The following is a 13241-nucleotide window of genomic DNA, read 5'->3' as shown; positions in this document are numbered from 1 at the left end:
CACAACAGATTAAATAAATCAATTAAACCGCTTAGATGTTTTCTCTAAAAACCGCTTACCGTAAGGATTTTTCCGTGCTACAAGTGATCGGCAGGAGAGATACATGGATAAATATATTGGATACTTACAAATAATAGCAGCTGCCACCCTGTGGGGTTTACTCGGGCCTATTTCAAAATACGGTTTACAGGATGGCATTACACCTCACGAACTTGCGTTCTGGCGTGCATCACTCGGAGCTGTCTTCTTTCTTCTACATTCAGCCAAGCACAACTCTCTTACAGTGCAACGTAAAGATATTCCAATATTTATTGTATTCGGTGTTCTTGGCATTTCTGTATTCTTTGGTTCATATCAGATTGCCATCAAACATGCAGGCGCGGCTGTCTCTGCTATTCTCCTTTACACCGCTCCAATCTGGGTAGCCATTTTTTCTCGTATTCTTTTTAAAGAAGAGCTCTCACCTGCCAAAATTCTTGCGCTCGGTGTCGCTCTCACAGGTACAGCACTTGTCTGCTTCAGTGGGCAAAGCGGTGATGTTTCACTGCCGCTGACCGGTATCTTCTTCGGGCTGCTTTCCGGCTTCACCTATTCGCTGCACTACATCTTCGGTAAAACGTTTCTTAAAAATTATCAGGCTGCAACACTCTATGCATGGTGCCTACCGGCCGGTGCTATAGCTTTACTTCCGTGGGTAACATTCACCGCCTATTCACCGGTAAAACTCGCGGTCATAGTGGCTATTGCTTTTCTCTGCACGTATCTCGCCTATTACTTCTATTGTGCTGGACTTAAGCGCCTGGAAGCTACTCAGGCTGCTATTGTTGCGAATATTGAACCAGTTGTTGCCGCAGCACTTGCTGTACTCTGGTGGAATGAACAGCTGTCGGCTTCTGCCTACATTGGCGGCACCCTCGTTATCAGCGCTGTTATAATTATCGCACGCATACCTGCAAATCCGAAGAAAACCGCACAGCCAGTTATCGACAATTAATTTTTTTCTCTTCCAACGTGCAGAAATCCTAGAATTCTCTGACACCGATGCCAACACCAACAGCCCCAACTCCCATTTCGCATCGTTATTATTTCAACATGTTACAGAGCCAACTGTTTGTTTTATGGAAAGAATAACACTTCACAACGCCTATCCTTAATGCTACCAAGGCTAAATATACCATTCTCGATATGGTGTTTGGACACCTGTCATACGATCATTGTACTCTCGTAGCATCATAATAGGGTGAACGGTTTTTTCGGGGATAACCAACATAATGATTCCCAAGGGGGGCATCATGTCCGATAAAGAAGCGCCAAAAACAAATACTACTAATCTCAAACGGGCACTCTGGGTCGCGCTTGTCATTCTCGCAATAGTTCTTACAGGTCTTTGGACATTTGAACCCGAAATTGTTGAGACAGAAGAGCAAGTCGTTCCTACCGGTGAAGTCACAACACAAGTACGTATTCCATTACGCACAGCCGCTGGCTCCCAGCCTTCAGAAGGCACTTCTGGAACTTTATCCGAAGCTTTATCTGGAGTTTTATCCACAACAACATCCAGTACAACAAAAGTAGAACCAGTAACTCCTGAGCACAAAAAAGTTACTGAAGATACTGTCATACTGCCTAGTTTCATTACAGATTTATCGCATTTACTAGTTAATTCGTATCATCCGAAAGGTAGCCATCCGGCTGCAAAAAAAGAATCAAAACTTTTGCTCGATGCAAAAGTAATTAATGTTCATTACGGTATTGAAATGACCGGCCTCTCATGGAGTGGAGACGATCTTGCCATCGGCAGACGTTCAGTTATGCGCTACGCATTGCGTCCAACCATGATCAACGCTCTTTACGCGCTCTACAAACAACGTTTAGTTGATGCTATTAATACAGACATCAGCACAATAGAACGTTCCTTTAATGGCACCGAGCGGACTCTGACACCGGAAGAACGTAAAACCTTCTATGCTCTTACTGCCAAGCAGTTACGAGCTACTGCAGGCGTAATTAAAAGCTGTGCAAAGGTTAACTCTTCTTTGTCTGACATTTCTACATGGCTTCAGTCTGAACGCGATGTGCTGGCAGCAAACCAGCGATTCCAGTCTGCACTGCACGACTATCAGGTTTCTACAGACATGAACGCCACACAGTCCGTGACAGATGCAGCAGAGAATAAAATGAAAGCCAAAGGCGCCGATTACGAAAAAGCAATCCGCGACCGCGAGGCATACAAAGTGGCTCTGACCAAAATGATCCGCAAATACAAGTGGACCAAGGATCAGGACGACGAAACCAACCTGTACATCGCATCGTGGGTTTTCCGTCGCAGCAAAGACCTGTCGAATCCTAAAGAAGTTATGATGACTATTCAGGACAGACTGCTCGACCTTGCAAGCACGATGGACGCTCAGGCCAGCTTATAGCTTACAAATAAAAAGCCGCACCGAGTGCGGCTTTTTTTACACACAAAATTTGATATCGCGCGCCTCTCCAGGCACAACATATTTTTTTATTCAACAGGAAAATAGCAATCATGGCAAAAAACTACGTCCCTCATATGCATACTGCTGAACATATTCTTAACGGAACCATGGTCAGCATGTTCGGCTGCGATCGCTGCTACTCTGCTCACATCAATACAAAAAAATCTAAATGCGATTACAAATTCGAACGTCCGATAAATGAACACGAAGCCATCGCGTTACAGTCCACTGTCAACGAACAGCTTCAGCGTAACCTTGAAGTGACCGAAGAAATTATGCCTCTGGCACAGGCTCAAGAACGCTACAATCTCTCCAGACTCCCGTCAGACGATATTACAAATATCCGTATCGTCCACGTTGGGGACTACGACAGCTGTCCATGTATCGGTGAACACGTACAGAACACCTCAGAAATTGGGGAATTCATCATCAACTCTTTTGACTTTGAAGACGGACGCTTACGTATTCGCTTCAAATGTAAATCTGAGGATTAAACGAAGACGTCATGACTCGAAAAATTTTAAAAAAACACACTCTTCTTTTCTTAGCATTGCTCTTCACTATGACCACAGGCTGCTTTCGAACTCCAGACTTCCTTAAAAGCACAGGCTTCTTTAACGAACCAGCCATCATAGTCTCCTCCAACTACTACTCTGCAATCAAGAAACTACCGCAAGAGCTGCAACAAAAATTACCAACAGAAGTTGTATTCTACACCTCACAGCAGGCAACAGATGCAAGCATATCTCCACAGCAGTTCAGCAAGATAGCATACAACAAACTATCACTTAACTTTCTCTGGACCGGTGCCCAGCACGACCTGTCCGTAGTAGGGACGACATATTCCAATATGCCGTCAGCAGGGCAAACTGCCACGCACAACGGTACAGAACTCATAATAACAAGTGAATTCAGTCAGGAAAATCTCTCGCTCCTCGCAGTCCTCGACTGGGATGAAACAGGCAGCACAGACTGGTTAGTCTCCTATTCGTTCAAATCTCTCGTGCAGGAAGAAACGTCCTCAAGGCTTTTGCTTATTCGTAATGTCCGACCGAACGCAATATTAACGGCAACAGTACTCTCCGCCTCCGAATGCTACGGCAACAACTGTAAGGAATATACCGGCAGATCACTTGCCAAGTTCCTTGAGTATCAGCCTAAATATTAAGCGTTTTCTTTTTCTTTTTTTTGCCTCCGGCGGCTTAAGAACCCTTTTGAAAAAGGGCTTCTTAAGAATCTCCTAAAACTTTTACCTGCGAGGGCAGCACTTTTTTTACGATCCCTCGCGGCTTATGCACCACTACCTTTCAGAACTAAAAAAGTGCTGTCCTACATAAATAGGACAGCACTTTTCTCATTATTCAAGTCAGTCAAATTAAGCCGCGTGAAAAATATATCTACGAGCGTTCTTCGCATAATAAAAGTCTTTGGAAAGGGGTCTGGGGAAGAACCTTTCTACAGAAAGGTTTTCCCCAGCCGTCGGAGACAAAAAAAGCGTCGCAGACACCCCGCAAACGTCCCGCTGACAAGCGCCGCCAGAGGCTCGTCGCAAAACCAGCAGAGGCAAAAAAGCCTGCTATTACTTTTCGAACTTGTCCTTTTCATGCTGCGGCATGGCAAAGGAGTGCTCTGGCGCTGGGAAACTACCGTCTTCCACTTCACGCTTGTAATCGCTTATTGCTGACGCTGCGGTCTCACGCAGGTTTGCATACTGCTTCACAAATTTTGGTACGAATCTATCAAACAGGCCGAGGATATCGTGGAACACGAGAACTTGCCCGTCACATTCAGCTCCGGCACCAATGCCGATTGTCGGGATAGTTAACTCTTGAGTAATGCGTGCGGCTATTGGAGCGGGGATCGCTTCGAGGACTATGCAGAATACGCCTGCTGCTTCGAGAGCTTTTGCTTCTTCGAGAAGTGTGTTGGCGGCTTCTGCGGTTTTGCCTTGAACTTTAAACCCACCAAGACTCGCAACTCGCTGGGGTGTCAAACCTATGTGCCCGACTACAGGAATTCCTGCATTAACGAGAGCTTTTACTTGCGGCACAACTGTATGACCGCCTTCAAGCTTAACAGCACGCGCTCCGCCTTCCTGAAATAGTCGTGCTGCGTTGCACATGGCGTCTTCTGTGCTGACTTCGTAGGACATGAATGGCATGTCTGCTATGACGAGAGATCGAGTTGTTCCACGTACTACCGCTTTAGTATGGTGAACCATTTCGTCCATTGTTACGCTGATGGTATCGTCTCTTCCCAGCATGACCATTCCAAGAGAGTCACCTACAAGAATCATATCGATGTCGCATTCATCAACAAGCGTTGCAGATGAATAGTCGTATGCGGTCAGCATGGTAAGTTTACGATCACCTTTGCTTTGACGAATATCTAAAGAGGTAACAGGCTTTACACCTGTTGCAGCTGTCTGCTTGCTCATTGTCACTCCTTTTTTATGCACTCTGTAACTACGGGGCGTCGTAAGAAACTATTCTTACGGTGAGTTACGTATTTTTCTGCGCGGAAATTATCTCGCTAACCATTGATATAAAAATCGATGAAGCAACATTTTCAGTATAAACAGTCAATATTATATATGGGAATACCCTTTGCGTCGAACTCAAATTATAACGGCTAAAAGCTGCTGGCTTTCAATACTTTTCACTGTTTTTCGTATTCAGCCTTGACCTTGGCGAATTCCGATTTATTATTGCCGTAGTATTTTATTTCAACTTTTATGACATCTCATAGGAGCCTCTTCGTATGTCACAATCATATGAATTTAAGACTGAAGTTCGAAAACTTCTTCATATCATCACACATTCCCTCTACACTAACCGCGAAATTTTCCTTCGTGAGCTTGTTTCAAACGCATCTGATGCTCTCGACAAGCTTCGCTTTGCCGAAGCAAAAGGTGAGGAAATCGCTGCTGCTGAGTTAGAGCCTTCCATCTCTATCACGCTTGATAAAGACGCTAAGATCATTACCATTACCGACACTGGCATTGGTATGAACAAAGAAGATCTCGTAGACAACCTCGGCACCATTGCCCGTTCCGGCTCTGAGCGTTTTCTTGCTGAATTATCAGAAAGCAAAGACTCCGCTAGCAACATTATTGGTCGCTTCGGTGTTGGTTTCTATTCTGTATTTATGATCTCTGAAGATGTGACTGTGACTACCCGCAGCTACAAACCGGGCTCCGAAGGTTTCACTTGGAAATCTGATGGGTTGGGCTCTTTTGATATCACCCCTGCTGAAGATGCACCGGAACGCGGTACCGTCATTACTATCAACGTAAAAGACGATGCTGTAGAATTCCTTGAAAAATTCCGTCTGGAACAGGCTCTGAAGCAGCACTCCAGTTTTATTCCTTTCCCTATCTACCTTGATGGTGACCACCAGAATACCACTCCTGCATTATGGCGTGAGCCTAAGAGTTCCATCTCTAAAGAGCAGTACAAAGAATTCTACAACTACCTTACCTTTGACGATAAAGAGCCGCTTGCAACCATTCACAGCGCAGTTGATGCACCTGTACAGTTTACAAGCCTTTCCTTTATCCCAACTTTTGGTCGCGATTTAAACAGCATGGGCCGTGAAGATTACGGTCTCGACCTGTATGTGCGTCGTGTTCTTATCCAGCACGAATGCAAAGATTTGCTTCCGGACTACCTTTCCTTCATCAAAGGTGTTGTAGATACAGAAGATCTCCCACTGAACATTTCCCGCGAAACTTTGCAGGAAAACGTTCTTATCCGTAAAATAAATCAGACTGTAACAAAACAGATTCTTTCTCACCTTGACCGCATGGCTAAAAACGATGCTGATGCGTACAAAGAATTCTGGAATGTTCACGGTAAAATATTCCGTCTCGGCTACAGCGACTATGCTAACCGCGACCGCTATGCAAAACTGCTTCGCTTTAACACCTCAACACATGAGGCTGCAGAAGAGCTTACTTCTTTTGATGAGTACATTGAGCGCGCAAAAGAAGGCCAGAAATCTGTTTACTACATTTCTGCAACAAGCCGCGAAGCAGCTAAGCTTAATCCGCATCTTGAAATCTTCACCCGTAAAGGTCTTGAAGTTCTCTTCCTTTACGAGCCTGTCGATGAATTTGTAATGGATAACCTTGGTAAGTTCGGCGAATTCGATCTCGTATCTGTTGAGACCGTTAGTCCTGACAGCCTGAAAGACTTTGATGATGTAGTGAAAAAAGAGAAAGCAGAAGAGCTTTCCGAAGAAGAAACCGCGACTCTGAGCGATCTTTTGGCACACATCAAAACACTGCTTGGTGACAAAGTAACCGACGTACGTTTGTCTGAACGTCTCTCCGGTTCCCCTGCGGTTCTTAGCAGCCCTGATGGCGCGACCTCTTCCATGGAAAAGATCATGCGCATGATGAATCAGGATGAATCTATTCCGCAGAAAGTGTTCGAACTGAACTCTGATCACCCTATCGTCCGCAACCTGCTGCGTATCTACAAATCAGATAAAGACGATGCTCTTATTAAAGAAACTGTTGAGCAGTTGTTCGAATCTTCCCTGTTGCTGGAAGGCTACCTGAAAGATCCTCATGCTATGGTTTCCCGTATCAATGACATCTTAGAAAAAGCTGGCAGCTGGTACTCTGAAATTAAGAAAATCTAGTATTACCATTCGTAGGCGGCAGGCTTAGCTTGCCGCCTATTTTTTCGCCTTATCCCCACTCTTCACGGGTTGGTAAAAGGCAAAAAAAAACGACGTTTCACATACCACTGTGAATCGCCGATTTTTTTCAACCGATGCCATATCGGTGTGCAGATTACTCTGCATAATGCGAGAGAAATATTCGCCAGAAATTTCTCCCAAGACCTGAAGCACTACCAACAGATCAATCTCTTAAAAAAAATGCCGGTCTTCTTTAAGAGTCGATGACATTTGAACTGCAAGCAGAACAAAGACATCAAAGACAACACGATTTCCTTCCACAAAGGAAGAGACTTGCCGTATTAGTTGCCACAACAAGTAACGCCAACCTACACAGCCAGTTTTTTTACGTCCATAAATCAGAAAATTATGTGAAGTCTTTTTTTTATCTTTGTTATTCTAGTAGCACCAAAACAATAAGTTTTTTGAATATTATCAGTGCATTAGTACTTCAAAATTTTATTTTTTGACAGCATACCAATTAACTCCGTTTGCGCTGATCAAACAAAATTGGTTGTACCAATAATCTTACATATTCAACAAATTCAAGAGAAAATGTTGAAAAAAAGGCGAAAAAAAGCCCGCCACTGCGGGGGCAGCGACGGGCACCAAACATGCTACAAAGTCACATAGTCGTAGAAAAGATTTCTAGCCCAAAGCCTTCTCTGCGATCATCCGAAAGTGCTTAAGTCCTATAGAGTCACTCTTAAATTCACAGCTCGGGCAAACATGACATTCATCCCCATAACGGCGATAAATGGCGGCAACTTTACCCTTGGAAATGTTCTTTCCCCCATTGGTATGAATATTACCAGACTGGGTGAACTTAACGCCTAAACTCTCGGCAGTATCAAAAAAGTGATCTGCGTACTGTTCAGGCTTTGCGAATTTCACTGGTCTCATGACAACCTCCGTTTGACTCTACAGGATTCAGCAATCAGCATGATGGCCACCTCTCACGGTGGGAGCGTACTCATTGCCTCAACCTAACGATGCGCTTCGACCCACAAAGCAACATCTATAAAGAAAGAGGACTTCTCCAGCGACGCTATAAGCACATAAAACCAATACCAGGTCAAGCATTTAAAACTGTTTGACTATTCAGTTTGCTCTATTCTGATTGTAATGATCCGTGCATCTCCATCATGTAAACAATACCACACCAGAACCGATATCTAGGTACCGGAAATTTCTCTCTATTATGGTTGGTTCCAAAATAACTTTTATTACATCTTATGCAGTCATTTAGAGACGGAGGCGAACGGGTCTGCAAGCGAAAATGAGCAATGCTGCAACTCAATCTGTATTTGCACCATATATCTATTAGTAAGGTGCAATCAGCATAAAGCATTTCATACAAAACGCCCCAGCCATACGGATTATTCGTAATTCCTACTTAGCGCAGCAAAATCGAAAAGTGCATTATTTTATAATTATGTGCTGCATCCCGTAACAATTTTGCACTTTGTACTTTCTTTAATGTACGTACTTACATGCAATTTACTGTTTTCCCACCTGCTTTGAATTCTTATCTTTTCTTTCACATGCAAACCTATCTTATTAATAAAAAAGACTAAAATTAAAAAATGTGAGATTTGAGCAATTTTATGCAACTTTTTCGCTTGACTCTTAGATGGTAATAGTTACTATTTACCCAACACAACGAAAAAGCATTCCTTACCTACACAGGCAAAATATGGCGGGAAGAGTGTGGCAGTTCTTCCCGCCACTTTATTCAGGACAGGATCACATAGCGTTTGATAATATTGGAGGAAAAATGAGCAACCTTTCACAATTCAGTGATTTACAAATTGATTGGAACATGAGTCCCGAACATGCTGTAACAATGTACCTTGAGTGGGGAAACAACGACTACCACGCTGAATACCCTCCAGTACGTTCGAAATCAGATTACTCAACATATTTTGTAGTGGACACTTGGGGAGATCGACCTGTTGTTCGACTAGTCCGTCGTAACTCCGAAGCAGCAATAGATCTTATTGAAGTACCTTTACCACCACGTGTCGCAAATACCTTCCTCGCCGAATTCGGTGACTTGAAAGGATTATTTGAACCTACACCCGATATTAAAAAGTGGCTCAAAAAAGAGCTCTATCAAGAATAAATCGACCTCCTTACCCCTCATTCATTAGATGTGAATATTGGCGGTAATTCCCTGGACCGGTAGCATCATCGGGGCTGCTACCGGTTCTTTTTTATTTTCTCTTTTTTATTCAAAAAATTTTTGAGATTTTATTCATTTTATATCTATTATTCTGATGATAAAATCACAAGTATCACCCATTCCCCCCCAAACACACCGCTCTCATTGACTTTACAGGCGCAGCTTCAATATGTACTCTAGGAAAAAATAAAACGCCTAGAGGATATACGCGCTATGAACGAATTCCCAAGAATCGACAGATTACCACCCTATGTATTTGCAGTTGTTAATGATTTAAAAATGGAACTGCGACATCAGAATATCGACGTCATCGATATGGGCATGGGAAACCCTGATCTTCCCACACCCGATCACATCGTGGAGAAGCTTACAGAAGCGGCACACAAAGGCGTTAACCATCGTTACTCAGCTTCCAAGGGCATTCCGAACTTGCGTAAAGCTATTTGTGACTGGTATCAAAGAAAATATGATGTCTATCTTGATCCGGATACTGAAGCTATTGCAACTATGGGAGCCAAGGAAGGCCTTGCGCATCTCGCTCTTGCTATGCTCTCACCGGGTGATGTAGTCTTCGCCCCGGACCCGACCTATCCTATCCATACATACGCCGCTATTATTGCGGGAGCAGATGTCCGTAGGATTCCAATAGGTAAGGGACGAGATTTTTTTGAGGATTTGACAACCGCCACACAACAAACGTGGCCGCAGCCTAAAGTGCTTATGCTCAGTTATCCGCACAATCCGACAACTGAGCTGGCAACCCCTGAATTTTTTCAAAAAGTCGTAGACTGGGCTAAAAAGTATAATGTGTATGTCATTCATGACATGGCGTACGCAGATCTCACCTTTGACGGTTACGTTCCTCCAAGCTTCCTTCAGGCAGAAGGTGCTAAGGACGTAGGGGTAGAATTTTACTCCATGTCAAAAAGCTATTCTATGGCTGGTTGGAGAGTCGGTTTTTGTGCTGGCAACAAAAAGCTGGTTCACGCACTTACCAGAATCAAGTCTTATCTTGATTATGGTATCTTCCAACCAATTCAAATTGCTGCGACGGTTGCATTAAACGGTCCTGATGATTGCGTGCATGAAATAGTCGAAGTATACCAAAAACGCCGCGATGCATTAATTGATGGTCTTGGACGTGCAGGATGGGATGTTCCTTCACCAAAAGCCACCATGTTTGTATGGGCAGAGATTCCTGAACAATTCAAGAAATTAGGTTCAGTAGAATTTGCAAAAACCCTGCTGCTTGAAGCTAAGGTTGCGGTTTCACCGGGGCTTGGTTTTGGTCACTTCGGAGACGATTATGTTCGCTTCTCACTTATTGAAAATGAGCACCGCATTAATCAGGCGTGTCGTGGAATAAAAAAGTTTTTCCAGAAAGAAGGATGTATTTGTGCCAAGGAATAAACCCCTCGTTTTAGCCATTGCCGGTTTCGGTACTGTTGGCAGTGGTCTTCTAAAAGTTATTAAAGAAAACCGTGATTCTATTGTTGCACGTACCGGTAGAGAGATTGTTGTAAAATCTGTTCTCGTACGCGACTTATCCAAGCCACGTGCTGCTGACCTTCCAGAAGGGACAGTACTTACGGACAATCCGGACATCCTTGTTAACGATCCGGAAGTTGATGTTCTTGTTGAGCTGATCGGCGGCCTTACCGCTGCAAAAATGCTTATCACCGCTGCTATTAAAGCAGGTAAGCATATTGTTACTGCTAACAAAGCACTGCTTGCAGAAGATGGTCATGACCTCTTTGCACTTGCAGAAGAACACAACGTACATCTTACATACGAAGCAAGTGTATGCGGCGCTATCCCTATACTGGACAGCTTAAAGCAGAATCTTGCTGGCAATCAGGTACAGAGCCTTGTGGGTATTCTTAACGGTACAGCAAACTATATCCTGTCCGAGATGACCACTAAAAAGCTTGATTTCAACACCGCTCTTAAAGCGGCTCAGGAGCTTGGTTTTGCAGAAGCAGACCCGACTCTGGACATTGAAGGATTTGATGCTGCACACAAACTGTGCCTGCTCACCCGTCTCGCTTTCGGTGTTGAATATCCATTCACCAAACTACCTGTTGTGGGTGTTTCCAACATTCATCCTCAGGATATCGAATTTGCCCGTGAATTCGGCTACCGTGTAAAACTGCTGGGTCAGGTTCGCAGCGTAGATGGCAAAATCGAAGCTGGCGTATTCCCTATGCTGGTGCATCACACCCTGCTTATTGCCCGTGTGGGCGGCGCGTACAACGCAGTCCGTCTTGAAGGCAACGCGTGTGGTCCTATATTCATGCATGGTCAGGGTGCTGGCGATCTTGCAACCGCGAGTGCAGTTATTGGTGACATTCTCACCATTGCCCGTGATGCAAATCCTAACAACACCGGCTACGTGAAACAGGTTCCCCCACTTGCAGATATCCTTGCTCCGGAAGACGCTACTTCACAGTACTACTTCCGCGTAATGGTACAGGATGTACCGGGCGTACTGCGCGATCTGGCAGGTACCCTTGCTGAACAGGAAATTTCCATAGCTCAGGCTATTCAGAAAGACGGTACTGAAACCACTGCTTCTGTTGTATTCCTTACACACGAAGCACGCGCAGAAGCTGTTCACAAAGCAGTGGAAGGAATGAAAGAAAAAGGGCTTGTTCTCGAAGAGCCTGTATTCTACCGGATTCTGTAATGCAAAAATTCATAGTCTGCATAGCTGACGGCGCCGCAGACGACCCGTCTTTGTGTCCCGAAGGTACGCCTTTGGAACTAGCAGAGACTCCTGTTTTAGATTCTATGACCCGCCACAGTGTGGCGGGTCTTTGCTATACTATTCCCGAGGGATACAGCCCAGATTCCGACGTGGGTAATATGTCTCTGTTCGGATATTCTCCTACCCTGTACCATAACGGACGTGCCCCCATTGAAGCCGCAGCGCTTGGCCTCTCCGTTTCTGCAGATGACCTCGTCTGGCGCGTTACCTTCTGCCATACAAGGCACGGAACCATTACTGCACCTTGTGCTTCTTCCATCACGCAAAAAGAAGGAGAAGCTCTGATACAGGCATTGAATGCGGAATGCAGCGACAAATCCTTTACCTTTGTCGCAAACAAAACATATCGCCACTTGTTGATTCAAAGAAACGGGCGGTTGCATCTTGAAGAGCACAACCAAAACAATGGTGAACAAGGGCTCCCTGCATTTGCCACCTCCGGCCCGCATATGCTGCAAGGTATCTCACTGGACACAAAGCTCAGTTGCTATCCGGCTCCGTTACAGAATATCATCAAAAAAGCTTCAGCAATTCTTGCAGAACGCTCCTCCAAAACGAATGCCTTATGGCTTTGGGGACAAGGTAGCCCATACACGTTGCCCGCCTTTGCGACCCTGCACCAAACAAACGGTTGCATCGTTTCCGGCATTCCTCTCCTCCATGGTCTTGGACATATGGCTGAAATGGAGGTCATATCACATCCGTCTTTTACCGGACTTCCAGACACAGATCTTAAAGCAAAAGCACAGGCTGCGCTTACCTTCCTTCAAGAACCAGACAACAGCATCGCGTTTATTCATGTTGAAGCTCCAGATCATTGCGGGCACCTTGGCGATGCCGCCGGTAAGAAAAATGCCATAGAGCGAATTGACCAAGAGCTGTTGCCACTTCTCCTAAAGGAGATGCCGGATGCGTGTATTACAGTCACAACTGATCATCTCACTCCTGCCGCCACAAAAGCCCATGCTCATGGAGCTGTTCCATTCGTTGCCTACCACCATGCGCTCCCGTTACAGACATCCGTACGTAGATTCACAGAAGCAGAATGCAACAAAGGAGTGCATCTAACTAAAGACACACTCCTTCTCGACACACTTCAAGACCTTACTATCTAGAAATT

Annotated in this window: 11 protein-coding genes; 9 read left to right on the top strand and 2 right to left on the bottom strand. The window is 44.7% G+C overall.

Translation table 11 applies throughout. The features are described 5' to 3' along the window. Window positions 1–103 precede the first annotated feature (103 nt). From ACZ5V1_RS01725 to ACZ5V1_RS01710, 4 genes are all read left to right on the top strand, one after another. Window positions 104–994 carry a DMT family transporter gene (locus ACZ5V1_RS01725; protein WP_464390315.1) on the top strand — a complete coding sequence of 297 codons (891 nt, stop codon included), beginning with the start codon at window positions 104–106 and terminating at the stop codon, window positions 992–994. Between the two features lie 298 nt (window positions 995–1292). Continuing rightward, window positions 1293–2423, top strand: coding sequence for a hypothetical protein (locus ACZ5V1_RS01720; protein ID WP_464390314.1), 1131 nt, complete (start codon window positions 1293–1295; stop codon window positions 2421–2423). 110 nt (window positions 2424–2533) lie between these two features. Next, window positions 2534–2977, top strand: coding sequence for an alanyl-tRNA editing protein (locus ACZ5V1_RS01715; RefSeq protein ID WP_464390313.1), 444 nt, complete (start codon window positions 2534–2536; stop codon window positions 2975–2977). Between the two features lie 11 nt (window positions 2978–2988). After that, the gene (locus ACZ5V1_RS01710) at window positions 2989–3651 is read left to right on the top strand and encodes a hypothetical protein (RefSeq protein ID WP_464390312.1); all 663 of its coding nucleotides are present in this window, start codon (window positions 2989–2991) and stop codon (window positions 3649–3651) included. A 411-nt stretch (window positions 3652–4062) separates the two neighbouring features. On the opposite strand, the gene panB is transcribed toward ACZ5V1_RS01710, so the two are convergent. Further along, on the bottom strand, window positions 4063–4920 hold the full coding sequence (gene panB / locus ACZ5V1_RS01705) for a 3-methyl-2-oxobutanoate hydroxymethyltransferase (RefSeq protein WP_464390311.1): 858 nt from the start codon (window positions 4918–4920) through the stop codon (window positions 4063–4065). A gap of 323 nt (window positions 4921–5243) precedes the next feature. Here panB and htpG point away from each other — a divergent pair, with 323 nt between their 5' ends. Beyond that, the gene (htpG, locus tag ACZ5V1_RS01700; protein WP_464390310.1) at window positions 5244–7130 is read left to right on the top strand and encodes a molecular chaperone HtpG; all 1887 of its coding nucleotides are present in this window, start codon (window positions 5244–5246) and stop codon (window positions 7128–7130) included. A 687-nt stretch (window positions 7131–7817) separates the two neighbouring features. Here the strand turns inward: htpG and ACZ5V1_RS01695 are convergent. Further along, window positions 7818–8072: a hypothetical protein gene (locus ACZ5V1_RS01695; protein WP_464385570.1), complete on the bottom strand. Its 255-nt coding sequence runs from the start codon at window positions 8070–8072 to the stop codon at window positions 7818–7820. Window positions 8073–8946: 874 nt separating this feature from the next. Here ACZ5V1_RS01695 and ACZ5V1_RS01690 point away from each other — a divergent pair. From ACZ5V1_RS01690 to apgM, 4 genes are all read left to right on the top strand, one after another. Beyond that, the gene (locus ACZ5V1_RS01690) at window positions 8947–9294 is read left to right on the top strand and encodes a DVU0772 family protein (RefSeq protein ID WP_464390309.1); all 348 of its coding nucleotides are present in this window, start codon (window positions 8947–8949) and stop codon (window positions 9292–9294) included. 273 nt (window positions 9295–9567) lie between these two features. Continuing rightward, window positions 9568–10764, top strand: a complete 1197-nt coding sequence (locus ACZ5V1_RS01685) for an aminotransferase class I/II-fold pyridoxal phosphate-dependent enzyme (protein ID WP_464390308.1) — start codon at window positions 9568–9570, stop codon at window positions 10762–10764. Beyond that, window positions 10751–12040: a homoserine dehydrogenase gene (locus ACZ5V1_RS01680; protein WP_464390307.1), complete on the top strand. Its 1290-nt coding sequence runs from the start codon at window positions 10751–10753 to the stop codon at window positions 12038–12040. The genes ACZ5V1_RS01685 and ACZ5V1_RS01680 overlap by 14 nt, the downstream gene beginning before the upstream one ends. Beyond that, a complete protein-coding gene (gene apgM, locus ACZ5V1_RS01675; protein ID WP_464390306.1) occupies window positions 12040–13236 on the top strand; it encodes a 2,3-bisphosphoglycerate-independent phosphoglycerate mutase in 1197 nt (398 codons plus the stop codon). The genes ACZ5V1_RS01680 and apgM overlap by 1 nt, the downstream gene beginning before the upstream one ends. The last annotated feature ends 5 nt before the right edge of the window (window positions 13237–13241 follow it).

It is taken from the genome of Halodesulfovibrio oceani subsp. galateae (genome assembly GCF_055397225.1).
Note: the sequence above shows the minus strand (reverse complement) of the source record. Positions and strands in the feature narration are given on the sequence as shown.